The following is a 23,042-nucleotide window of genomic DNA, read 5'->3' on the forward strand; positions in this document are numbered from 1 at the left end:
GGAGGGCCAGCGTCGACTGCGCAACAAACGGCGCCGAGTCGCGTCCGCGCTGCTTCCAGTTCCTGGACTGGATCCCCAGGCCACTGGTGCCGTCAAATCTATCAGCCAATGACACGCGTGGCCATGGTGGTGTTTTTCATGCTCATCGGACGGCTTGGGAGGTGGTGTGGCTCGTCAGCTTCTTGAAAGCTGGCCCTGGTAGTTGTGAACTTTTCGGGTGATCTGAGGAGGTGAGTATGGACAAATCCAACATAACAGCTTGGTCGCAGGCGTCGCAGCCAATCGTGCAGGATGAGCAGACGGGACAGCCCGAGCAGATGGTGTCTTTCGAACAAGGAGTGCGCCCGTTCCTCTCCGATGGTCTCCGTGCGGAGTATCGCCATCTGTCTGACGAGGATCGCCGTTTGATCGAGAGTGCAATTCGTGCCGCGTTTGTGAGGGGAGAGGTGGACTTGGCATCCGGAGGCCGGTACGCCAACAATCTTGCCAGCTTCGCGGACAGTCTCGGATCTAAGGGTCTATCGATGGTTGGCCTCAATACCAAAGAGCTGGAGGCTGAAAGAAAGGCCGGACACAATCGCGGCACGTATTTACCTGCAGCGTTGAGGTACCTTAGTAAGTTTCGTGATCCCGATGCATCTGCAGAAGCAGGGAGCTCACGGAAGCCTCGGGATCGGCCAAAAATCAAAAATTTCGGAAATGAGCAGCTTATGGGCGGCCCTCCACCAAAACGTCGGCGACTGCTGGATGACGAGCCCCCTCATTTGACGGTCTCGGTCGATCCAGGGGAGCTTCGCAGACCGGAAGAGCGGCTTCATGAGGAGCTTCAGCCACAGCGCCATGCTGAGCCCGGGCCGTTGGCGCTGGTTGATCCAGAGCACTTCACCTTCGATCCAGTGCAATTTCCTCCAGCTGAGTTTCGGCAGTTGCTAGATGATGAACCTGCCGGGACGTCACTCTTCAATGTCGATCCAAAGCACTTCACGCTCGATTCAGTTCAATTCTCTCCAGGTGAGCTTCAGCGATTGCTGGATTATGAACCCACGCGTTTCGAACAGCAACTGCGCCCGAGCTCACGGCAGCCTCAGAGTCCGCCCAACATCATAGATTTTCGAAATGAGCAGCTTATGGGCGGCCCTGCACCAAAACGTCCGCGACTGCTGGATGATGAGCCGGCTCAGTTGACGGTCTCGATCGATCCAGGGGAGCTTCGGGAACTGGAAGAGCAGCTTCGTGAGGAGCTTCAGCCACAGCGGAGTGCGCAGCCCGGGCCGTTGGCGCTGGTCCATCCAGAGCACCTCACCTTCGATGCAGTGCAATTCCATCCAGCTGAGTTTCGGCCGTTGCTAGATGATGAACCCGCTGGGGCGCCATTCTTCAATGTCGATCCACAGCACTTCGCGTTCGATCCAGTTCAATTCCCTCCAAGTGAGCCTCGGCCATTGTTGAATGATAAACCTATGCCTAGTGAAGCGGGTCCGCTGCCACCCTTGTCATTTTATGCACCTCCGGGCTGGCAGCACGGGGACCAGTGGGCGCCGGAAGACCTCAAAGAAGGAATGCTCTTGCACAACGTGCTGCCAAGCGTGTTCGAGCCAGAGAAAACTCTAACTCTCCGAGGCGTGAACTACACGGCCACTATTGGGCCGCCAGGCCTGGAGCATGAGATTTTTCTCCGCAGGACAATTTGACCAGTTTTGCCTGACATAGCCTGCAGTCCTTCTCCGGGAGAGAACTTGGCGGCCCCGTGCGTTACATAACCCAAGCCTGGGAGCGAGGTGGTCAGCTTTGCTGATGCAAAGGCTGGTGAAATCAGGCCCGACGCGCCGTCTCGTCGAGCAGGCTGTCAAGCTGGTCGCGGATGCGGGAAGCTGCAATCGCGCCAGCATGGCGTCGAGCCGATCGATCGGTGCTTCGGTTGTCTTCTTTGCGCGGACCGTCAGAAGCTCCCTGCAATAGCTGCTTCGTATTCGGTAAGAGGACCCAACAAGGGATGGGGGTGGAGACGACCGCGGCAGCGTCGCTGCCGTAGTCGCCGGTCCGCAGACCCGTGCGAATTGCGCCGGCAGCATCGATCGTCCCGCTAACGCCCTGCCCTTGTTGCTGCCGACCTCTGAGCAGTTGGCTGACCGCGCAAAGACTCACCTTTCGAGGACGACAGAACATCAGTTTTCCGAGTTGAAATTGCTCAAGTCATCCGGCATTGATCCGCGCCTGCAGCTCGCGTTGGCCAATTACCAGACCGGTAAGGTCGGCCCGACCCTCGCTTCAACCGATGGAGACGAGATTGCGGTTGTTGTCCGCCGCCATCATAGACCACGGACTTCACCGGTCCCCTTGGGAATTTGGGCGATCGCAGGAGAAGTCCGCCGATCCATGGGAGTCGATGCCGGACGTTGATCCGTGAGATAGGATAGGCAAGACACCCTCTGGCGACTAGATCGTCACCGGCCGCATTCCTGTGAAGCGTGTCGAGACCGTCGGCAACAAACAAACGTTTCGAGCCTTAAGGCTTCCCAGACGGTAAACCGCTCGCTGACGGCGACTGTCGCTTCGATGCAAGTGGCACCAGCAGTACTTTGCGCTAGTTCATATAGTAGGTGTGCACGAGGCGACCGCCCTGCCCATGGAATTCAAAACGCTCAAGAAGCTCGAGAGCCTTCCGGCCGGATCTGCTGCCCGAAACCTCGCAGCAGCACCGACAAGGTGGAGGTCCTCGTAAAGTGCGAGAGGGTGCCAAGCGCCCCTCCTTTGTCACGCCTCGCACCCAAATTTTGAGTCAGCTGTTTTCAGCCGAGATCGCCTTTGGAGACGTGGAACGCCTGCAAGGCGACCCCAACGTCAAGTCAATGTCGATCTCGCAGAAAATGCCCCTATATCGAATAGCCGTTTCGTCGCTCTGTGAATCGACGGATACCCAGTTCGACGACGTCCATCGACGCCATCATGAACCGAATATCGGAAGGTTGCGCAGAAAATGGACCATCGTAGTCAACATCAAAACGAATACGACACCTCTTTGTCAGCCTTGGCGATCTTCGGCCGAACGACAGCATCCCCACTCCCCCACTGGAGCGCAGAATCTAGGTTTTCTATCTCGAAATCGAGCGTGGAATAGCCGTCGATTTCCGGATCGAACGTCTCCAAAGGATTCGATCGCAGCTTCGATATCAATCTTGAGTTCGGATTCCGCCCCGGGCGCGAGCAGCGCCATGCAACGCGCGACGACGAATGCCGCATCTCCATTGAAGTAGTTTAGGACCGCCGCGACATCGGAGACCACTATCAGCAGCTCAGATTGGCCGGCATAGTCCTGCCAATCGCGATCGGGGCTGACGACCAGCAGTAGCCTCGCATTGCGTGCCGCCCAGGCTTCGAGTGGAGAGCAGCGCGAGCGCGTCGGGGAATTCGTTCTTCTTGGCTTCGCGGGAAGAGAAAGGCGCCAGCGGGATTACCACGACATGGGCCGCACCTTATCAGGTACGCGAGCCGCCCAGTTAACCGACGAGGCGCGTGATAGCTTCGGGCGCGTCGATGAACGCATAGGGATTGAAGAACTGGCGGCGCCACAGGAAATTCCGGTCGACCTCGCTGAGCGCGGCCTCGTCGCACACCTGCGCCCAACGTTCCTTGATGGTCTTAATTTGCGCGGTCGCGATAAGGATCGCTTCCCCCTCATTAAGCAGGAACAAGGGCGCGGCTTTCAGGCAGAGCGCGATTTGGCTCGCACGCTCCTGTCCCATGATCAACATGGCCTGCGAGGCCTCCCCGCCCGTCCGATTCTGCGGACAGATATCATAGGCGGGCGTAAGCGTAAGCTCCGCACCATTCCAGAAAGCGGCGTGGTTTCGGGCGTGGTCGTCAGTGTTGCCGGACAGGATGTTGAACACGAGCCTGCCAAAGAGTTCCTTCAAGGTCTCTTTGGGCGACGTGAAGCGGTGACGAATGACGGTCGCAAGCTGCTCGTAGCTCGCGTAGCGGGCCATCATTTCGTCAAGCTCGAGCAGCGTGAGCGCCGAGACCATTGACTTGCGGCGCCACCCTTCCTGGGCTTTTTCACGGTCGAAGCGCTCGATAAGCAGCACATCCTTTCCAGCGGCGCGTTTGAGGGCCACGGGCGCGGCGGTGAGACCGATGATGGACGCGAGGCGCATGGCGACGAATTCGGCTTTCACCATGCCGAAGAGGTCGTTCTGGGACGAGAACTTCGTCACGAATTTCTTGTTGCCGGACGTGATCATGGCTTTTGGCCGCGCGCCACCGATGGAGCTCCCGTGGAGAAGCGCACGGTCGAGTTCGGCCGTCAGCGGCACACCTTTTTCAACCAGCGTTGCCGCATTCAGGAGTTCATCAAGCGACACTTCCGCGCCCTCGCGCGGTACATAGTTCGACGCAGACGCTTGAAAGTCGAGCGCGCCGATACGGTCCGATCCGGACTCCAGGAGATAGGTCAGTTCGTCAAGGCTGCCGGGATCGACATCTTTTCCGCCTGAGCCGAATTTGCGATTGATGATGATGCGGCGGCCCCACGCGTCGGGTGCCGCGTCGCGAATGCAGTTGGGCATGTTGAGCCCGTTCAGGAGCGGAAGGACGCCCCTGCGGAGCGGCAATTCCGGCTCATAAAGCGAGATGGCATTGTTCCGGCGCAGATAGCTCTGCCCGTAATTGTAAACGAGTTGCTTGCCGCTCGCGGACAGGAGACCCGCGACGACAGGTTGCGTGCTGTCCGGCAACCACACCCATACATAGGCTTGGGTATGTTTTTGCTCAGAAGTCATCATCGGGCTCGGTTCGGTGGCTGCGGATCGCTTTGGGAAGTAAGGCCATCACTTCGCGGTTGGATTCGACCTCGCGCGACATCGTTACCTGGCCGGCATCGAACAGGCGCACGCCGACAATCGCCGCGGCCTCGAATACGGCACCAATGGCGCAGCCGGTATCGCCCGCCTCGATGCGTTGCATGAGGCCACGCGAGACCCCCGCCCGTTCCGCCAAGGCAGCAACCGTCATGTGGCGGTCAATGCGCCCTCGGCGGATGAGCTGCCCCAACCGGATCGCGGCATCCCCAGCATAGGGTGAGACAGGACGGTTGGTCTTGGGCACGTCTGATCCATAAATAGGCCATAAGCGGCATTAGGGGTCTATTTATAGACCGACTCGGAACCGATGTCAACTTTATGATCTATAAATAGATCATTTTGCCCTTCGTGATCCGTTTATAGCCACTCAACTCCTCCCCTGCCTACGATCGGCGCGCTTCACGTGTAAAAGGCCAATTGATCGAGGGTAAGCACGTGAAGCGCTCGCACCATCGTATAGGTTTCAGGCGCTGCCGCGCCGTGGCCTACGGCATGGTGCGAACTGGCATTGCCCGTCCGAGCCGGGATAGAAGTCAGCGAAGGTGTGCGATCTCAAATCCAGCAGCTTCTTGATCCGTGCGCCCTTCCCATGAACGTCCGGACGTGGACCTCCTCGCCTTGCACCTGTTCGCTGCGATAGCGGGAGAAAGAGGTAAGATGATTTCAGCCCGGACGAGGCAGGCACTCGCGGCTGCAAGGCGCCTGAGATTACTCTTGGCAACCAAGGATCCACGTGCGCAGGAACGCGGTGGAGACCATGACTGCTTCGGCTGACCGGTTCGCGGCCAACGTCCTTCCAATCATCCGCGAGGAGCAGAACGCTGGCGCAACGTCCTTGGAGATTGCCGGGGTGTTGAACGCGCATGGCGTCGTGACGGCTCGCGGCGGCCAATGGCACGCCAAAGTCTATCAGCAACATCCTTGAACGCTCATAAGGGGCAGACGGTGCTGACAACGATCACAATCCTCCTTCTTCTCGCGATCATCATGTTTTCGCCGGAAGCATTGTGGCCCAATTCGCGCCGCGTAATGGAGCGCCGCGCCGCCGACGCCGGCTCCTGCCGGAGCTTCCCCATTCACGCCGCAGCACGGAATCGCGCAGACCGAGTTCTCCTTCGCGACTGACGTGATTAATCGACCACTCAAAAGCGAGCTCCGTGACCTGCCGCTTGTACTCACCGGTAAACGACCGACTTGACGTCCTTCCATTCGACACCACCTGGCTCCATGAACCTAGTAGAGGTCTCCACTCATTCGGCGGAGGTTTAGTGCCACTTGCTGGTCAATAGAAAATGACGCGTCTCCCGCTCGGCACGGGTTGCTAGAATATTCGCAACATCAGGAGAGTATTTCTGGCAATCCTGCATAGCGGTGGAATTGACGCTGTTCTCTTGCCGCGCCAGCTCATCAGACTGCCGCTCCGATGGCTCGAGAGATAAGGTGTACACGCTTGCGCCTCGGACCGCTTGATCGGATAAGGCGTCCGCATGCAGAGAAGTAAAGAGAGTCACAGCATCTTCCTTGACAAAGGTCTGCGTCGATCAAGCGGGATGAAGGCCTCATCATCATGGGTTATCATGACCCAATATCGGCCGCCTTGTCTGAGCGCGGCTTTCAAAGAGTACGCCATACTCAGGGCAATGTGCGTCTCGAGCGTCCGGTGGCGCCGATCGCGCCGGGATCGTGGCCGCGTGTCCAAGGTCGAGCATGGATAAGGGAACTATCCCCAGAAGCCACAGCACGCCTCGCAACGAACGCAGAAAGACCGGCCCAGCAATCCAATAAGAAACTTACGGCGCTCACGCCTCCTCCGATTGGCCCAATTGTCTCCGTTCGAAGTCTGAGTTTGGCCGGGCGTTCAGACGGAGAGCATGATCGAAAATTCGCATGTTCGTCACCTTGAGAAACGGGAGTGCTAGTGCTGACCCGCCGTCACATTGGAAAGCCCGATAACATGATCAGTCGTGACGGCCTCGGATGCAGAGATGCGTCAACATACGGCCATCATCTTTGAAGATGCGAGCGGCCACGTAAACCGCCGGTCCGCCCGAGAAATTGGAATGATAAGCGCATGCGCCTGCGGTGTATACGTTGGAGGACTGTCATCCGCGGTATTTGCGAAATACGAGCATATCGCCCCTCTCGGCTGCCTCCTTCGGTATTGAGAGTAGCTTCGATTTCCGATGTTCCGCTTCACTTGATAAGCGTTCAAGACGTTTTTAAACCACACCGCGAACGTCCCGGTCAGTGCGTTGCAACGCGAGTTCCACGTTAGTTCGTTATTCACCCGCAATCAGCAACTTGAAAACTCTCATCGGACCGACCGATCTCCACCTGACAACAGCTAACCGAATGTAGCGAGTTATCTCTGTGCTTCGGTCAGATTGATCTCGCTCCCACACACCTAGAGCGTGTTCGGCCCGCTTAGGTAGATGAAGGAGCTCTGCATGAATGAAGTCGATGATCGGCGTGGCCTCTGCCTTTGATCAAACGATGCTCCGAGCGGTTCGCGCCGTTCTGGTTGTAGAGTGGGAGCAACACTCAGCCAGACGATCAGATACAGTTCATCGCTGCTCTCGCCCCACGCGCGCGCCTTTATCAGCGAGCTTCGATTCAAACGCCCTTCTCTCCAATGTTGGCATTGACGCGCATCTCTCCCATACGCGATCGACTTGTGTCGCTGTGCACATTTGGTCATGCTTTCCGAGCCTACAACCTAACGCAGCGTGAGCTTCAAGCTCTTTCTTTCGAGTGAGTGTTGCGCTGCCGTTACAGCAATCTCCGATGACGTTGCTAAGACGCGCGCGGCATGGGGCCATCGAAAGGAAAGAAACTGGAAATGAAGAACTTGTTGCTTGTGACTTGCAGCATCGTCGCTCTTGGCGCGGTCGCACCCGCATTCGGTGCGGATCTCGCTGCGCAGCCCGTCTATAAGGCGCCACCGCCGCAGGTCGCGGCCGCGATCTACGACTGGAGCGGTCTGTACATCGGTATCAACGGCGGTTGGGGCTTTAGCGATGCAACGGGTGGCACCCTGGGTGGCCACATCGGCTATCGCCAGCAGATGGGTCAGGCGGTGTTTGGTATCGAAGGTCAAGGCAACTGGGCTGATTTCAGCGGCTCCAATGTCAGCACCACCTTCGCCCTCAATACTAACCGCAGCACGACCGACGCGTTCGGCCTGATCACCGGCCTGATCGGCTACACCTCCAACAACGTTCTGCTTTACGCCAAGGGCGGTGCTGCGGTGACGAGCAACACCCATCAGGTCACCTCAACCCTGACCGGACTGGCGAGCACCGACAATACGCGTTTGGGCGCCGCGGTCGGCGCGGGTGTGGAAGTCGGCTTTGCGCCGAACTGGTCGGTCGGCGTCGAGTACGACCACCTGTTCATGCCGGACGCCAACGTGAGCTTCACCACGGCCGCTGGTGTGGTCGCGACCGATCGCATCCGCCAGGATTTCGATCTCCTGACCCTGCGGCTCAACTACAAGTTTAGCCCGCCGGTTCTCAAATACTGATCTCTTCGCGTTCAAACGGCGGATCGAAAGCCCCGGCCCTCGGGCCGGGGCTTTTTTTCGAGCTAACCATCTGCCGCGGAACGGTCACCTAACCGCGTTCTGTATTTCCGGGAATACGCAAGGACGTTCTGCCTGCAAACCGTATGAGTCGAGTATGTTCAAGGTGATCACCACCAAACTCCAACGGCTTGATGAAATGGGGAACCTGACACGGCCCGGCACAATGGTGATGCATGGTCAGGGGATGAGCACGCAGACAGCCGGACAGCCTGCCCGGTTTAAGAGCGCCCCCCATGCTTCCGCGGACATTCGACCCAAGACCTACTTCCATTCTGCGGTCCGCAACGCACTGTTCAGCTTACGCATCTCACGTGGAAGCGCCGGATCGGCCTTCAGCCCGCTCACACGATCCGATTGCTAAGAGTATGGTGCTGCTTGTGCTCGACGTCTGGGTATTCTGTGGCCGCCGGTTGTGCAGAACGGTTGGTTCGATTGTCATTCCCCCTTGACCTTGGGCTCAACGCGCGGAGACACGGCAAGAGAAACCCGTTCGTGTCTGTTGACGATTCAGGCCCAACCCGAGCCACTGTTTGCCTACATCAACAGCCCTGTCATATGCGTCAGTCTTTATAGCCTTCTGGACTTGATGCTAGCAGACGCTTTGTCATAGCTGCGCTTTCATCGGGCAGCTGATCGGGCACTTGCTTTCGTGTCCTGCTCCCATCCTGCACCGCCTGTGCGAATTCATGCATCGCAGACGCCCGAAGGCCTGCGCCGCGTTCCTTTACATTCAAAGAACGCGCAATGCCCACTACGGTGGAAGACCCATACTATCTGCCTAAAGAGGGCGGCGGCGTCGCGTCGGTACGCGTGGGCAATTTCGGATATTCAATCTTAGGCAGCTGCCCAGTTAGCGCATTCAGAAACGCAACAATATCGTTCTTTTCCTTATCGCTAAGCTCGATGCCGAGCTGGGTTTCACCCATCACGCCAACCGCTTGCTTAAGGCTCCAAACCTGGCCTGAATGGAAGTATGGGGCCCGCAACGCGACGTTGCGCAACGGCGCGGCGCGGAAAACGTACTCGTCGCTGGCCGCCTCGGTGACCGCGTATCGGCCCTTGTCGGAGGCCGGAAGCAGGGTTGCGCCCGGCCTTTCTATCACGCCGAACGGGAAGTAACCTTGTCCACCGACGTTGATTCCGTTGTGACAAGAGGAGCACCCCGTTTCCATGAAGAGCTTCAATCCTGCCTTCTGCTGATCATTGAGAGCAGTCGTATCGCCTTCAAGGTACTGATCGAAAGGAGCAGCGGGTGTAATCAGAGTCGCTTCAAAGGCCTCGATCGCCTTCGCGAAGTTGTCAAAGGTGACCGGCGACGCCTCGTTCGGGAACGCCTTCTTGAACATGACCACATAGTCACTCATCGAATTCAACGTATTGAGCACATGATCTGGGGTCGCATTCATTTCGATACGCGCCTGCACGGGCCCCTTAGCTTGCGCCTTGAGGTCTGCGGCACGTCCATCCCAGAACTGCGCCAGATTGTATACCGCGTTATAAACAGTTGGCGCCCGACGTGGACCCTGCTGCCAGCCGTGCCCGACCGAGGTCGGACCGGCATCGACTCCGCCGGTACCAAGATTATGGCAGCTATTGCAGCTGATGATCTGGCTGGCTGACAGTCGCGGATCGAAGAACAACATCTTGCCGAGCTCGACCTTCTCGTGAGTGACCGGATTGTCCTTCACAGCAGGCATGATCGAGGGGATCGGTTTGAAAATCTGCCTAGCAGCTCTCATCAAATCATCATCGGTGCTAGCTTGTGATGAGGCCAACATCGCAACGGCCGCAACGCATAGCTTGCGTACAAGTTGAAGCTCCCATATCGCTGACTTCTTCACAATACCTCTCATCGGCACCAAACGGGAGGGGCATCGTCCCTGTTTATGTCACGCACTCCGCTTGCCCCAGTGATGGCTGCATCTACCAGCAACCGCCGTGTCAGTGGCGCTCGCAAGAGCTAAGCTGCTGATTAGCCTTCAAAGCAGTTGCGACCCAGCGGATAATCTTAGGTGTCTTGAACCTGACAGAAGCCGGGCGGTGTCAGAAATGCGACAGCCAAGAACTAGCGGTGGCCGATTCGTGGGCGACCGGCGTGATTGTACCGATGCGGCATCCAACTCGCTGCTCTTAACGGATTAGATCGTCATGCCATGGAGAATCCTGCGAGCGGGCATCACACGGTCAGGTCAGTTAGCATCCGGTTGCCAGCGCTGGCGCCGCCGAGAATTCAATAAGATTGAGGCGAATCGCCTTTACGGTGGCCTGGATGCGGTTCGTCGTACCCAGCTTGCGCATCACGTTCTTAATATGAAAATTAACTGTATTCTCGCTGACCTTCAGTATCTTCCCAATTTCCCAAGACGATTTTCCCTCTGCCACCCAGCGCAAACAGTCTTTTTCGCGCTCAGACAGGGTAGGTTTCCTGTTGCAGCTGCTATCCTCATTCATGTTTCAGTCTCCGTAGTTGGTATCCACGATTAGAGCGCAAGGCTTCCGTCTCTTGTTTATGCATGAACTCCTTCGAAAACCGGTGGCCACTTTTCCGGATCGTGCAGCGGCACAGGGCGCGGGCGAATATTCGCCGCGCTTGGGCCACAGCGCCTTCATGTCGAATTTGGCCATAGGTAGCGCGGAGGCATGGCGGCTATCCCGGCGTCGACCACGATGGCGTCGAACCTTACCTCGATCGTGACAGCCTCCTCTAGCTCGCGATGAGTGCGGCCGCAGACGCGCACGAAGGCGGCCATCCGCGCTGCCAGCAGCCGGTTCGCGTCACTGGCAATATGGGCGAGTTCGAAGATCGGCGCGTTCTTCTCGATGCTAATGGCGACGATCAGGTCGGCACTCTTGACGCCGACCCGATGCAGGATCGCGCCGGAAATGCCGGCGGCGATAGATAGCTTTGGCCAGATGATCTTGCCGGTGTGACCGCTCTGCCGGGCGTAGGTGACCCAGCCCTTCTGCGCCAGCGGACCTGAGCAGCCATATTCGGCGCGGAGGACAGCGGCGATCTGGGGCGCCATTTGATACTTTTCGGCCCATCGGAGCCCAAGACCCTCGGCGCCTACGACATCGGCAGACGCGAGATTGACGTTTGCGGAATCGCAGCCCGGCACGAATGGAGTGCTCCTCCGCCTTGATGGTGGGTGCGCCGAGATCCGGGGCCCCCGTCTTGGCGACGTAGGTGAGCTGCAGCAGGCCGGGCCGCTGCTTGGCAATGCCGGGCTCGACCTTTGCGGTGTCGCCGTCGATCGTCTGCTTGTCAGTGAAGATGACATCAGCCGGTCCATACTCCCTCCCAGTCTTGCGGATTGCGGTCGCCAACGCATGGCTGCTCGCCAGTGTGCCGTCCTGGCGAATACGCAATCAATGACCGCACGATGTGGTCGGCGCCGAAGGTCAGTGCCTTGCGTAGGGCTCGGCGGCCATCGATGAGCACGCGCCGCGCTCGTCGCTTAGCTCCAGCACTGTTCGCAGCGCGAACAGATCGTAGATGTTGATAATGGTCGGCTCCCTGGTGGCGCATGGAGTTGTTGGCCACGGAGCGCCCGCGGATCTGCGCGAAGTTGGAAGCCTGCTTGACGTAGACGATACCGACCATGCGGTACTCCACAAGTTCCGAGAACCTGGGATCGGAACAGCAAGGCTCGTGCCAGTTGCCGCGCTCGCGAGAATCAGGCGTGGAGACAAATGCTTGAGATAATTGGCGATCGATTGGGGCACGATAGGCGATCGACGCAACTGCGACATGGTCGGAAATGCGACATTGCCGATTGGAGCAGCCGCGACATTAGTTGATGTAGATTAAGAAGAGAGCGGCTTAAGACGGGATACGTTTTCGCTGATCTGCGGTGAGAGTGGGGCCACAAGGTGAGCGGCCGCAACGTTCACGAGTACCAAAACCCGTACCCTCCTTTCGCCTTGGAGAACGTCGCACGGCTAGGAGCAGATGGAGATGTCGGATCGTGCTCTACGTCGAGCACAGCAAGAAGTCCTGATCTGATGAGGTTTGCCGATGGTAGAACGAGTGCGCTTTGAATTTCCGCCATCAACGATCGAACATCTTGTGATTGTTAGGGCTTAGCTTAGCCGCGACTCCCGCGGCATCCTATTGCGACTTGCAACACGTTGCGACCCCAGTCAACTACCAACGCTAGTAATTGATCGAGATGACAGAAGCATGCACCTATCGGTTGGGCTGCGGGATTGCCCGAGCGGCTTGCCTTGATCAAGAACTGAACGAAGCACGCCCTGAACGTCCGGCCGGTCGAACGCACCTGCAAGGAGTGGCATGCAAGATCAATCCCAATCTTTTCTCGCCAACGGCCCTGATCGATGCGCTGACTCCTCACTTGCAGAAATGCTGCGTGGTGAGATTTGCTCCAACCGCGAGCTCTCCTTCCTCATGGAAGCTCATGATGCGCTCTCCGGCGCAATCGCCAAGCGGGCAGGCTTTAAAGGTCTCTGGGCCTCGGGCCTGTCAATTGCCTGCTCTCTCGGCTACCGCGATGCCAACGAAGCGTCTTGGAACCAACTCGTCGATGTGGTCGAGCGCATCGTGGACTCGACGGAGCTGCCCGTGCTCGTTGATGGCGATGGCGGCTTCGGGAATTTCAATAATGCGCGCCTGTTGGCGCGCAAACTCCGTCAGCGTGGCGCTGCCGGAATTGCGCTGGAGGACAGCTGTTTTCCGAAGATGAACTCGTTTGTTGGCGATCGGCATCCTCTAGCCGATATTGATGAATTTTCCGGCCGGCTGCGGGCAGTGAAAGATACAGTCGCGGACGACTTGGTCCTCGTGGCACGGATCGAAGCGTTGATCGCCGGCCATGGAATGGACGAGGCAATTTTACGCGCTAGCGCTTACGCGGCCGCGGGAGCCGACGCGATCCTCATTCACTCGCGTAAGAGCACCGCCGACGAGATCCTCTCGTTCGCGAGTGCCTGGCAGAACTGCCTGCCTGTCGTAATCGTTCCAACGAAATACTATCGAACACCGGTCTCTGCATATCGGGATGCCGGCATCTCCACGGTGATCTGGGCCAACCACTCCATGCGAGCTGCAATAGCGGCAATGCGACACGTCTGCGGCCGCATTATCGCCGAGGACGGCATTGCCGGGATTGAGCCAGATATCGCGACGCTCGACGAGGTATTCGATTTGTTGAGGTACGACGAACTCGCCCGTGCGGAAGCGCGCTATCTCCACCCCCCTGACCCACGGCAATAGCTTGTCATCCATACAACAACCTACTCGTTCTCGAAGGACTGCCGCCATGCAACCGCCTGCGCTATCGTCAGGCTCCACTGCAATCTATCGAGGCATTCTTTGCCTCGCTACTATTGGAATGTCGTCAAAATGGCGTAACAGACCTTACGCGGCCGCACTGTGCAGTCCTGCCCTCTCTTGGCTCGATCTGTTCATCTATCCCGATGACCAGACACCGAAGAACAGCCACGAGCTCATTTCTTTTTCAGAACGACCGACGAACACTATGATTTATGTGTTTTGAACCGTGGACTCGCATTTCCAAGGAATCCGGCAGCCTTCACGCCACCGCAGCAACCATGAGAGACGGCCCGAGGCTGCTCATCGACACCTCAGCGCCTGGGAATGATGAGGGCGGGCAGTCCCGCGACGATAGAAGGGAATGAAATGACTACCAATGCTCCCAAGAAAGCCGTCATTCTCGCGGCCGGCTTGGGCTCCCGCCTGCGTCCGCTGACCAATCTGCGCCCAAAGCCGCTGGTCAAAGTCAACGGCACTCCGATCCTTCACAACGCTCTGCGCAATCTGCAAGCCGTCGGAGTGGAAGAGGTGACGATCGTCGTCGGTTACCGGAAGGACGCGATTCAATATGCCTGCGGCAGCCGCTTTGGCGAGCTCGAAATCAAGTATGTCGAGTCGACCGTCTTCGACAGGACCGGCAGCGCCTATTCCCTGTGGCTGGCGCGCGACGCGCTTCTTTCCGGAGACTGCTTTCTTCTCGAGGGCGATGTTTTTTTCGAGGGGGATGTGTTGCGCTACCTGATGATCGGAGAGGCGACCGATGTAGCTGCAGTAGCTCCCTTCAATGAATCGATGGAAGGGTCGGCAGTTCTGTTGTCGGATAGCGGTTTGATCTCAGGTTTCCGCATGAAGCAAACCGCGGCAAACCTTGTTGGGGATGGTCCTAGACTATTCAAGACGATGAACCTGCTACGATTCTCGGCGCGGACTCTCAGGGCAGCGATCGTTCCAGGGCTGGACGATATCATCGGCTCCGGAGCTACTCAGGCCTACATCGAGGAGCTTCTTGCATATCTGGTGGAAAGGCGCGGCCTAAAGCTCGCAGCGGCGCGTTGCGACGCTCTCAGGTGGTACGAGATCGACAGCCCCGAAGATCTACGCATCGCAGAGCGCATTTTGGCAAGATGAATGCCTTCGGCGGGCCGTATGACCTGCAGAGTAGTTCAGGCTCCAATGCCGAAATACCTTTGTGACTCAGCGAACGCCCGGAGTTCTTCATTCTTCTTCCGCACGTATTCCTCTCTCTTCCAGGGACCTGGGCTGGCCGCGGCGGCGGCCCTTTCGGCTGTCCTATTCGATCCCTCGACGAGGTTGCTGCAGCTCGCGCGATGAATTTCGCTGCAATGAACACTGCATATAGGCGCATTGATTAGGCGAACGCGTACGTTCTTCTGCATGTGTGACAGCGACAGCAACGGTCAAACCATCTCCTACTGGCGCCTAGCAGCACTGCCGCCTCAATTTTATAGCGACATGCAGTTGGCGCCCGGCCAACTACCAACGTTGGTAATTGATCTAGGTGAAAGAAGCATGCCACCTATCGGTTGATGAACGTCGGGCTAGTCGACCGCATCTGCAAGGAGTTCGGCATGCGTTTTCCGAAGATGAACTCGTTTGTTGGCGATCGGCATCCCCTCGCCGAGATTGGTGAATTCTCCGGCAGACTGCGAGTACCCGGGGTCCGACTCTCCTGCGGCATCAATCTCGAATGCGGGCCGCATTCAATCGGAAGAAGGCATTGCCGTGTTGAGAAAGGGGTCGCCGGTCTCGAGGACGTCTTCAGCCTCATCGGCTGCGACGAGTTTGCCCCGGCAGAAGAGCGATATCTGCCGAATCAGGTCGCGTAGCGGCGGCCCACGCGGTTCGGATCACCTTCCCAAACTCGACAATCAGCGCAGGAGGAGCGCACATGTTGGCGCAACGGATTTCCTTGCTTTCAGGTTCGGGCACTGCCGCCGCCCGTGAAGCAGCTAAGTTAGCTGCCACGGACGGGCGTCGGATCATTGATCTGTCGGCCGGCGAAGTCATCATCCACCCTCCATTATCGGTTCGCGAAGGAGCGATCGCCGCCATCAATGCCGGGACGAACCGCTATACCGATTCCATCGGACTGCCGCCGCTTCGCAAGGCTGTCGCCGAAAAGCTGTCGGCGGAAACAGGGATCGACTGGAATACGGATGATATCGTCATCACTGCGGGTGCAAAGCAAGGACTGGTCGACGCTGCCCTTGCCGTGCTCGATCCGGGTGACGAGGTCATCATCATTCGCCCCTGCTGGCCGACATTCCCGTCCCAGGTTCTTCTCGCCGGCGCGAAGCCCGTGTTCGTTGATGCTCGCCCCCCGGCATATATTCCCGATATCGGCGCAATCCGCGCCGCGGTCACACCGCGCACGAAAGCCATTATCATCAACTCGCCAAACAATCCTACCGGCGCAGTCTATGATCGAACGACTCTTCAAGATATCGGCGATCTCGCGATCAAGTACCAGCTCTGGATCGTTTCCGATGAATGTTACTCTAGCTTCGTATTTACCGGTTCGCGCCATGAGTCGATCGTCATGGCGCATCCGGGCGTACGTTCACGGACGATCCTGGTTAACGCCTTCTCCAAAGAGCTGGCGATCACGGGTTGGCGACTGGGTTATTTCGCGGCACCGCCGGAGATCATTTCTGCGGCCAAGAAGTTGCAGAGCCATACGACCTCGAATGCCAATGTGATCGCGCAGTACGCGATCCTGCATCACCTTCAAGTCAGCGATGGCAGCTTTGAACGGGAGATGCATCAGCGCCTGGCACAGGCTCGTAACGCTGGTCTTCTCATTCTCTCTGGTCTGCACGACCTCGCCACGCCGGGAGCAAAGGGCTCATTCTTCTTCTATCTTGACTTGAGTAGGCTTGTCTCCGCTCTGCCGGCTCGAGGCCCCATTCGATCAACCGACGATATTGCACGAGTTCTCCTGGAGGAAACCGATGTGGCATCCGTTTCCGGTAGCACCTTTGGCGACGTGAACGGCCTGCGTCTCTCCTTCGGCGCTCCACCAGACCTGCTGGAGTCGGGGCTGAGACGGGTCGTTGACACCCTGAACAGCCTGAAGACCAAGTACGCAGCGGCCTAACCAGAAGGAAATGTTGGATGCTCAATGGTACACGGACCATCCTTCTTGCTGCAGGAATCGCCTCAAGGCTGCGCGCCTACACGGAATCCATCCCAAAACCATTGGTGGAGGTGAACGGAAGCGCGATGCTGCACAACGCGACGCATCAGCTCTCCGCACTTTGGAATCGTGAAGCAACCATCGTCGTGGGTCATCGCAAGTAAGCCCTCGAGCAGTACTGTGGCCACCATTTCGCGAATGTCGCCATCGAATATGTCCACAATCCCATGTTCGATCGGACCGGCAGCGGCTATTTTCTATGGCTAGCGCGACTCCAATGCTTGCCGGCGACACCGTCTTTCCCGAAGGCGATGTGTTCTTCGAAAGCGAAGTTCTCGAAAGAACGCTTCAAACCGTGTCGGCAACCATGCAGAGCGCGGCAGCTGTCGCATCTTTCAAGGCATCCATGACTGGCTCGGTCGTCGAGCTGGCTGAAGATGGCTCCGTCGCTACCTTCTTCATGCACCAGACGCCCATTGAACGGCAAGCCAGAGGCCTCTTCAAGGAGATCGATCCGACCCGCTTCTGCGGCACTGGATTACGCGGACAGCTGGCGCCGGCGCTCCAGGGGCCGGTCGAGAGTTGGCATCAGACGGCCTTTCATCCTGGCGTTCCTTGTGGAAAGCCGAGGACCCCAGCTTTCGACGACCGATTACAGCGATACACGCTGTTTGAAATCGACAGTCGGCAACTTTGATCTCGCTGGCAGCAGGAGCAAGACGATGATCGGGTATCTTCGTGACTATGCTAATGCCATTACCGCCCTCGCCTACCTTTCTGCGGTCATCGGGCTTTTCCTTGCCTTCAACGGCAAGATTGAGCTCGGCGTTGCAGCGATGCTCTGGACTTGGTTCCTCGACCATTGGGACGGTCACGTTGCACGCAAGACGAGCCATCTTCGTCGTCCAGGCGTGGCAGAGTTCGGAAAGAGCTTTGATGGATTTGCCGACCTCATTCATGGGGTGGTTTTTCCCGCCGCGATCATCATCCTTATTGGTCAAGGTACGGCCCTGTCGCTCCTAGCGAGCTCGGTATTGGTTTTGGCAGGTGCGATCAGGCTCAGCTATTTCGAGAATGTCGGGTTGACCGACGACGCTCGCTTTATCGGCATTCCGGTCTCGTACGACACGCCACTACTGGCTGTCCTGCTCCTCGCTCGCCGTTTGTTACCGGATAATACCTTTCCGACGATCTTGTCGGCAGCCTTCATCATCCTGGCGCTGTTGCATGTGACAACCGCAATCCGCGTCCCAGCCATTCGTGGAGCTGCGGTGCCGATCGCGACAGGCTTTGCAATCGCCGGCTCGATCGCATTGGTGATGGTTTCGGAGATAAGTCGCTTTTAGCAACTATTCCAAGCCCGCGTAACCGGAGGATACAATGGTTGAGCTCTCTAATGTTGCAAACCGCGGCGTATCATCCTCTGTCATCTCTGCGACTTCTATAGACTTCGCGCGAAATTTTCCTCCTCCGAGCCCACTTATCGGCGACCTTCTTGCTCTCGCTTTCGATGAGCTGGAGGGCCCTGACATAGCTGCAGCTATTCGGTTTCCGCGCTTTGCCGGAACAGCACGAGATCGAGCAGCGGCAGCCAGTTGGGTTGCAAGACGCTTGGGGATCGCTCCTGATCCTGAAAGAATCATTCTGTCGAACGGCTCACAGAGCATTCTGGTTATGCTCTTGGCCTCCCTTGTTCAGCCTGGCAACGTCCTCTTGACCGAGGAGCTAACGTACGCGGCAATCAAGCCTATCGTCTCTCTGTTCGGTATAAAGCTCCTTCCAATCAAAATGGATGATGAAGGTCTCATTCCCGACGCGCTCGACAGCGCCTGCATCAAAATCGGCAGAGCGCCTCGAGCCCTTTACTGCATGCCGACGTTACACAATCCTACCGGGGCAACCATGTCAATTGAGCGTCGCGCCGACGTCGCTGAAGTAGCTAAGCGGCACAACCTCTGGATCTTCGAGGACGACATTTATGGAATTTTGCCTGAGACTGCACCGTTACCGCTGTATACATTCGCGCCAGAACGCACGTGGTACATCCTTGGGCTTAGCAAATCGTTAGCTGCACAATTGCGCGTTGCGTATACTGTCGCACCGAGTGAAACAATGGCACGCCAGGTCTTCTGGCCGGGCGTCAAAACGACCAATTGGATGGTCGCGCCGCTGATTGCCGAGGTTGCGACCCGCTGGGTTGAACAGGATGCCGCCAACGCAATCTTGAGATCGGTTCGCACAGAGACAAACGTTCGCCAGGAAATCATTCGGAAGTCACTTCCTTCTTGGGCGATAAGAGTACCTCCCTTCTGCTACCACATCTGGCTTGAATTGCCTCCAGCTTGGTCCGCTGCGGAGTTCGAACAAGCTGTGCGACGACAAGGTGTAGTCATCGCACCGGGTGACTCCTTCTCGGCAATACCCGGCGGATTCGCCGCCCGGTTCCGAATTGGAATAGGCGTGCCCTCTGATCATCAGACGCTACGGGCCGGATTGGATATTCTGAACAACACCCGCGACCAGATTGCATCGAGTTAGAGAAAAGGTAGGGCGGGTGTGATGGCGAATTCCCAAGTCCACTGCGCCGCGGATTGTGTGCAAACCGCCGGACAACATCGTAGGGCGCCCGCCTTTTTGTTCGCCGATCAAGCGCTTCACATCGGGTGCGTGGACGAGGCCGATTGCTTCGAGCTAAGAAGAATCGGGCTTCAACCGGCCGAGGCAAGGGCTGTACCTGCGTATGCGTATGCGCGAGAGCAGTTTCATTTGGCCGCATTCGTCGGATTCGAGCTTGTCTCGGTGGCAACCTTCCTACTGGAAGATCAGTCGGAAGGCGGTGCCTATTCCGGAAACGGATTTTCATGGCGCCTAAGAGGGATGGCAACTCATCCTCAGCATCGCAACTGCGGGTATGCGACCGCCATTCTTGAACGCGGAGTCAGGCTCCTTCGGCGTCAACAAGCCTCACTTTTGTGGGCGAATGGACGCAGCACGGCAATTGAATTCTATCTAAGACACGGCTTTGTCCGCATTGGTCAAGAACGAGTTAAGCCCGGAGTTCAACCCCATTACCGCATTGAACGAGCCCTATAGACACCCTCGCGCTCATCCGGCGGCATCGGTCTTAAGCTCAATCGGATAATAGACGCATGGAGATATTCATGACACTCTCGGCTCTTTCGACTCTCGGAAACTTTACGAATTCCGCCTGTTACTACGACGATCGACCGCGATACGATCCAAGAGTCGTGGATATGCTATCGTTGCTGATCCGAGGACGTTTCCCGAGCCCGGCGGTCGCCGATGTTGGGGCAGGCACAGGTCTCTTGACGCGCGAACTCGCGGCGCGGGGGTTTGCTGGCACAGCAATCGAGCCCAATGACGTGATGCGCGAGGAGGGAATTAGGCGCTCTGACCTCAATTTTCCCTTCCGTTGGCTCAACGGTAGTGGTGAGGCAACCGGTCTAGCCGACCAAAGTGCAGATTGGCTGCTGATGGGGAATGCGTTCCATTGGACAGACATAGAAAATTCTCTCCAAGAATTTCGGCGCGTATTAAGGCCTGACGGATTTTTTACGCCTATCTGGGTGATGCTCGACACCGATCGTGACGCGACGGTGCAGTCAGTTGATCGACTCTTAGCTGACGCGATTCCCTCTTTCTCGCGCCATTCGGACGTTGTTATGAAATTCATCAATAGCCTCAGCACAGGCACGAGCGACTTCTCCAATCATCGCGTTTTTCTTGATTCTCATCACTCGGAAGTTATGTCTAAAGAACGATATCTGAATATGTGGCGATCAAGGAACGATCTTCAGAGTGCATTGAACCCACGGGAGTGGGAGGCTGTTATAAAAAAGATCGACGAGCTGCTGGTCGAAGAAAAGGTTGTTTTGAAATTGCGCACTTACGCTTGGATTTTTGAGCCAGAAGAAATACCTCACTAACCGCTACCATTTCAGCGTCTCAGCTGGACGCTCGTATTCAGCTGGAGCGCCATCTTGGAAGGCAAGAAACATCTGAGTGCGCGGTGGAAGCAAAGCCATGACGGACATACCAAAGGTAAGGTTAATTGGAATTGACTTCGAGCGCGAAGGGAAGACTCACGGTTACATTGGAATTCAGCATTCCATCACCCGCTCATGCTATTACTGGTTACCAGTGCCGATCACATGTATAAAGAATGGTTCTGGTCCAACCGTGCTCCTCATTTCAGGAATTCATGGGGACGAGTTTGAAGGTCAGATCGCGCTCTCCAAGCTTGCTGCGGATCTTCAGCCGGTTGGGGTTACCGGGCGTGTCCTTATTCTTCCAATGGCGAATTTTCCAGCGGCAAGGGCAGGCACGAGAACCTCACCGATCGACGACGGAAATTTGAACAGACTTTTCCCAGGAGAGGCAAGTGGCAGCGTCACTCAACAAATCGCCGCCTATATCGAACACGCATTGATGGCCATTTCTGATTTCGTTATCGATCTTCACGCCGGTGGTTCGTCGATGATGCACGTAGCCGCTGCCATCGTGGTGGCGGAAGGAGACGCTCTTCGCCATCAGCAGCAAATGGCATTGGCCCAGGCTTTTGGGGCGCTATACACGATCGTTTACGCTTCGGGGTCTCAACCCCATTTTGGCGAAATTGCCCTGACAGCGAGCGCACGCCAGGGTGCGATAGCGATAGGTGCTGAGCTTGGGGGCGCCGGATCGGTGACCTCCGAGTCTCTCTCCTTCACGGAGCAGGCTTTGGCTCGGGTTCTGCACAAGATCGGGGTTCTAACCGGCATCACTGACGCTCCGCCGCCAATGACAACGCGAATTCTCTCGTCTGATCGCCCAGACACCATGATTTGGGCGATGGAAACAGGCCTGTTCGAGCCTGCCGCAACCGTGGGCAGTGAAATTCGACAAGGAGATTTAGCTGGAAGGATACATTTCGTCGATAGCCCCGGCCGCCCGTCGACCCAATATCGTTTCGACGAGGACGGCATTGTCACCGCCGCGCGGTTTATCACGCAAGTTGAGCGCGGCGACTGTCTCTATCGGATTGCGCTCAGTCCGCCCCCTGATCAGGATTCGCATACATGATATCCGGCGCCGCCAGCCCGCCAGCGTCATCAGTGGCGCAAAACTCTAGTTCTGGTGGTCCAAAGTTCGGCCTCGCTGCGAGGTGATCGACTCAATTCATTTTCGGAGGAGATCGCCGGGCTCAGGTCATGTATCCCCGAGAGGATCAAGACTATGGTTGTCGACACTCTTTCAATCTTCGGTCGCTCTCGGCAGCCCTCCTGCTCCAATAGAAACTGCGCCGTCAGCTAAGTGAAAAAATGCGTAAACGTCCAAGGACATTTGATACGTCGTGGGCCGAATTTACAGGTGAGGGCCGAAACTATGACCGCTACCAGCCCAGCTATCCATCGGACGTAGCAAAGTTCGTATCACGGCACATTCAACGCGCCGGGCTCGTAGGAAGTATCGCGGATGTCGGCAGCGGAACTGGCATTTTCACTCGGGTACTAGCAAGAGAGATCGATGGCATGGTTCCGATCATTGGGGTTGAGCCCAATCTCGACATGCTCCAAGTGGCAATGGAAACCATGCCACCTGATCTGCAGGTAAGCTTTCAAAGTGCCTCCGCGGAACAATTGCCTTTCCAGCAGGCCTCGCTTTCCGCGTTAGTATCTGCAACGGCCGCGCATAGATTCGATCGAAAAAAGTTCTTTGGAGAGGTCGCGCGAACCGTTCAGTCCGGCGGTATGTTAGCGCTCGTGCACAATCGACATCGATATTGGGATAGTGACGCGCTAACTGAGTTTCACGGTTTCATAGAAAGTTGTGTCCCGGGATATCGCCGCGGTACCTTTACTATCAAGAATGGGGGCTACTCCAATGTGGATTTTCGATCCGAGCTGTTGGAAGATCCCCGTTTTTCGGATGTAAAAGTACGGTCGTGGGAGTGGGATTTTGAGACTAACTTAGAGCACTTCATCATAACGGGGGTTTCAACAAGCATCGTTCAGCGGTCTGCTGAGGTGGTCGGGCGCAGTACGGTGGTCGAGTTTCTACGCGATCTTTTTCGCCGTTACTCCATCGACGGCTTATTGAAGCAACCGTATGTAACCGAGGTAACTTGCGCAACTGTGTCCGGTGAGTAAC

General features: G+C 57.1%; 19 protein-coding genes and 2 pseudogenes. 15 read left to right on the plus strand and 6 right to left on the minus strand.

The window, feature by feature from the left end:
- The first annotated feature begins 236 nt into the window (after positions 1–236).
- A complete protein-coding gene (locus tag LMTR13_RS41090; protein WP_156795768.1) occupies positions 237–1,691 on the plus strand; it encodes a hypothetical protein in 1,455 nt (484 codons plus the stop codon).
- A gap of 1,806 nt (positions 1,692–3,497) precedes the next feature.
- On the opposite strand, the gene LMTR13_RS24975 is transcribed toward LMTR13_RS41090, so the two are convergent.
- The gene (locus LMTR13_RS24975) at positions 3,498–4,778 is read right to left on the minus strand and encodes a type II toxin-antitoxin system HipA family toxin (RefSeq protein WP_065732965.1); all 1,281 of its coding nucleotides are present in this window, start codon (positions 4,776–4,778) and stop codon (positions 3,498–3,500) included.
- Positions 4,768–5,103, minus strand: coding sequence for a helix-turn-helix transcriptional regulator (locus LMTR13_RS24980; RefSeq protein ID WP_065730125.1), 336 nt, complete (start codon positions 5,101–5,103; stop codon positions 4,768–4,770). Before LMTR13_RS24980 ends, LMTR13_RS24975 begins: the two co-directional genes overlap by 11 nt.
- A gap of 513 nt (positions 5,104–5,616) precedes the next feature.
- Between LMTR13_RS24980 and LMTR13_RS41095 the strand changes: the two genes are divergently transcribed.
- Positions 5,617–5,784, plus strand: coding sequence for a hypothetical protein (locus tag LMTR13_RS41095; protein WP_156795769.1), 168 nt, complete (start codon positions 5,617–5,619; stop codon positions 5,782–5,784).
- A 1,914-nt stretch (positions 5,785–7,698) separates the two neighbouring features.
- Positions 7,699–8,382 carry an outer membrane protein gene (locus tag LMTR13_RS24985; protein WP_065732966.1) on the plus strand — a complete coding sequence of 228 codons (684 nt, stop codon included), beginning with the start codon at positions 7,699–7,701 and terminating at the stop codon, positions 8,380–8,382.
- An 830-nt stretch (positions 8,383–9,212) separates the two neighbouring features.
- Here the strand turns inward: LMTR13_RS24985 and LMTR13_RS24990 are convergent.
- From LMTR13_RS24990 to LMTR13_RS25000, 4 genes and pseudogenes are all read right to left on the minus strand, one after another.
- A complete protein-coding gene (locus LMTR13_RS24990) occupies positions 9,213–10,220 on the minus strand; it encodes a cytochrome-c peroxidase (protein WP_236843494.1) in 1,008 nt (335 codons plus the stop codon).
- 415 nt (positions 10,221–10,635) lie between these two features.
- A pseudogene (locus LMTR13_RS39665) lies at positions 10,636–10,863 on the minus strand (response regulator transcription factor); the annotation flags it as partial.
- A gap of 294 nt (positions 10,864–11,157) precedes the next feature.
- Positions 11,158–11,564 (minus strand): annotated as a pseudogene (locus LMTR13_RS42750) (FAD-binding protein); the annotation flags it as partial.
- Between the two features lie 158 nt (positions 11,565–11,722).
- The gene (locus tag LMTR13_RS25000) at positions 11,723–12,046 is read right to left on the minus strand and encodes a hypothetical protein (protein WP_065730128.1); all 324 of its coding nucleotides are present in this window, start codon (positions 12,044–12,046) and stop codon (positions 11,723–11,725) included.
- A gap of 759 nt (positions 12,047–12,805) precedes the next feature.
- On the opposite strand from LMTR13_RS25000, the gene aepX reads away from it, so the two are divergent.
- From aepX to LMTR13_RS25055, 12 genes are all read left to right on the plus strand, one after another.
- Positions 12,806–13,675 (plus strand): phosphoenolpyruvate mutase, encoded by an 870-nt coding sequence (gene aepX, locus LMTR13_RS25005; RefSeq protein WP_065730129.1) that lies wholly within the window; start codon positions 12,806–12,808, stop codon positions 13,673–13,675.
- A gap of 426 nt (positions 13,676–14,101) precedes the next feature.
- Positions 14,102–14,863 (plus strand): phosphocholine cytidylyltransferase family protein, encoded by a 762-nt coding sequence (locus LMTR13_RS25010; protein ID WP_065730130.1) that lies wholly within the window; start codon positions 14,102–14,104, stop codon positions 14,861–14,863.
- A 461-nt stretch (positions 14,864–15,324) separates the two neighbouring features.
- On the plus strand, positions 15,325–15,582 hold the full coding sequence (locus LMTR13_RS25015) for a hypothetical protein (protein WP_156795771.1): 258 nt from the start codon (positions 15,325–15,327) through the stop codon (positions 15,580–15,582).
- A 62-nt stretch (positions 15,583–15,644) separates the two neighbouring features.
- Positions 15,645–16,853: a pyridoxal phosphate-dependent aminotransferase gene (locus LMTR13_RS25020; protein ID WP_065730132.1), complete on the plus strand. Its 1,209-nt coding sequence runs from the start codon at positions 15,645–15,647 to the stop codon at positions 16,851–16,853.
- A gap of 17 nt (positions 16,854–16,870) precedes the next feature.
- Positions 16,871–17,056, plus strand: a complete 186-nt coding sequence (locus LMTR13_RS25025) for a sugar phosphate nucleotidyltransferase (RefSeq protein ID WP_065730133.1) — start codon at positions 16,871–16,873, stop codon at positions 17,054–17,056.
- A 113-nt stretch (positions 17,057–17,169) separates the two neighbouring features.
- A complete protein-coding gene (locus tag LMTR13_RS25030) occupies positions 17,170–17,589 on the plus strand; it encodes a hypothetical protein (RefSeq protein WP_065730134.1) in 420 nt (139 codons plus the stop codon).
- Between the two features lie 25 nt (positions 17,590–17,614).
- Positions 17,615–18,238: a CDP-alcohol phosphatidyltransferase family protein gene (locus LMTR13_RS25035; protein ID WP_065730135.1), complete on the plus strand. Its 624-nt coding sequence runs from the start codon at positions 17,615–17,617 to the stop codon at positions 18,236–18,238.
- A 34-nt stretch (positions 18,239–18,272) separates the two neighbouring features.
- Complete coding sequence (locus LMTR13_RS25040) at positions 18,273–19,430, plus strand: aminotransferase-like domain-containing protein (protein WP_083219191.1); 1,158 nt, start codon at positions 18,273–18,275, stop codon at positions 19,428–19,430.
- A gap of 21 nt (positions 19,431–19,451) precedes the next feature.
- Complete coding sequence (locus LMTR13_RS43780) at positions 19,452–19,985, plus strand: GNAT family N-acetyltransferase (protein WP_083219192.1); 534 nt, start codon at positions 19,452–19,454, stop codon at positions 19,983–19,985.
- Positions 19,986–20,053: 68 nt separating this feature from the next.
- On the plus strand, positions 20,054–20,839 hold the full coding sequence (locus LMTR13_RS25045; RefSeq protein ID WP_197520900.1) for a class I SAM-dependent methyltransferase: 786 nt from the start codon (positions 20,054–20,056) through the stop codon (positions 20,837–20,839).
- Between the two features lie 97 nt (positions 20,840–20,936).
- A complete protein-coding gene (locus tag LMTR13_RS25050; protein ID WP_065730138.1) occupies positions 20,937–21,974 on the plus strand; it encodes a succinylglutamate desuccinylase/aspartoacylase family protein in 1,038 nt (345 codons plus the stop codon).
- Positions 21,975–22,213: 239 nt separating this feature from the next.
- Positions 22,214–23,041, plus strand: coding sequence for a class I SAM-dependent methyltransferase (locus tag LMTR13_RS25055; RefSeq protein WP_083219194.1), 828 nt, complete (start codon positions 22,214–22,216; stop codon positions 23,039–23,041).
- Position 23,042: the final 1 nt, after the last annotated feature.

It is taken from the genome of Bradyrhizobium icense (assembly GCF_001693385.1).
Taxonomy (GTDB): domain Bacteria; phylum Pseudomonadota; class Alphaproteobacteria; order Rhizobiales; family Xanthobacteraceae; genus Bradyrhizobium; species Bradyrhizobium icense.

What these genes read in the sequence shown, in the direction of transcription:
- LMTR13_RS41090 (WP_156795768.1), top strand. Translation starts at nt 237, where the DNA reads ATGGACAAATCCAACATAACAGCTTGGTCGCAGGCGTCGCAGCCAATC.
- LMTR13_RS24975 (WP_065732965.1), bottom strand. Translation starts at nt 4,778, where the DNA reads ATGACTTCTGAGCAAAAACATACCCAAGCCTATGTATGGGTGTGGTTG.
- LMTR13_RS41095 (WP_156795769.1), top strand. Translation starts at nt 5,617, where the DNA reads ATGACTGCTTCGGCTGACCGGTTCGCGGCCAACGTCCTTCCAATCATC.
- LMTR13_RS24985 (WP_065732966.1), top strand. Translation starts at nt 7,699, where the DNA reads ATGAAGAACTTGTTGCTTGTGACTTGCAGCATCGTCGCTCTTGGCGCG.
- LMTR13_RS24990 (WP_236843494.1), bottom strand. Translation starts at nt 10,220, where the DNA reads ATGTTGGCCTCATCACAAGCTAGCACCGATGATGATTTGATGAGAGCT.
- LMTR13_RS25000 (WP_065730128.1), bottom strand. Translation starts at nt 12,046, where the DNA reads ATGGTCGGTATCGTCTACGTCAAGCAGGCTTCCAACTTCGCGCAGATC.
- aepX (WP_065730129.1), top strand. Translation starts at nt 12,806, where the DNA reads ATGCTGCGTGGTGAGATTTGCTCCAACCGCGAGCTCTCCTTCCTCATG.
- LMTR13_RS25010 (WP_065730130.1), top strand. Translation starts at nt 14,102, where the DNA reads ATGACTACCAATGCTCCCAAGAAAGCCGTCATTCTCGCGGCCGGCTTG.
- LMTR13_RS25015 (WP_156795771.1), top strand. Translation starts at nt 15,325, where the DNA reads ATGCGTTTTCCGAAGATGAACTCGTTTGTTGGCGATCGGCATCCCCTC.
- LMTR13_RS25020 (WP_065730132.1), top strand. Translation starts at nt 15,645, where the DNA reads ATGTTGGCGCAACGGATTTCCTTGCTTTCAGGTTCGGGCACTGCCGCC.
- LMTR13_RS25025 (WP_065730133.1), top strand. Translation starts at nt 16,871, where the DNA reads ATGCTCAATGGTACACGGACCATCCTTCTTGCTGCAGGAATCGCCTCA.
- LMTR13_RS25030 (WP_065730134.1), top strand. Translation starts at nt 17,170, where the DNA reads ATGCTTGCCGGCGACACCGTCTTTCCCGAAGGCGATGTGTTCTTCGAA.
- LMTR13_RS25035 (WP_065730135.1), top strand. Translation starts at nt 17,615, where the DNA reads ATGATCGGGTATCTTCGTGACTATGCTAATGCCATTACCGCCCTCGCC.
- LMTR13_RS25040 (WP_083219191.1), top strand. Translation starts at nt 18,273, where the DNA reads ATGGTTGAGCTCTCTAATGTTGCAAACCGCGGCGTATCATCCTCTGTC.
- LMTR13_RS43780 (WP_083219192.1), top strand. Translation starts at nt 19,452, where the DNA reads ATGGCGAATTCCCAAGTCCACTGCGCCGCGGATTGTGTGCAAACCGCC.
- LMTR13_RS25045 (WP_197520900.1), top strand. Translation starts at nt 20,054, where the DNA reads ATGACACTCTCGGCTCTTTCGACTCTCGGAAACTTTACGAATTCCGCC.
- LMTR13_RS25050 (WP_065730138.1), top strand. Translation starts at nt 20,937, where the DNA reads ATGACGGACATACCAAAGGTAAGGTTAATTGGAATTGACTTCGAGCGC.
- LMTR13_RS25055 (WP_083219194.1), top strand. Translation starts at nt 22,214, where the DNA reads ATGCGTAAACGTCCAAGGACATTTGATACGTCGTGGGCCGAATTTACA.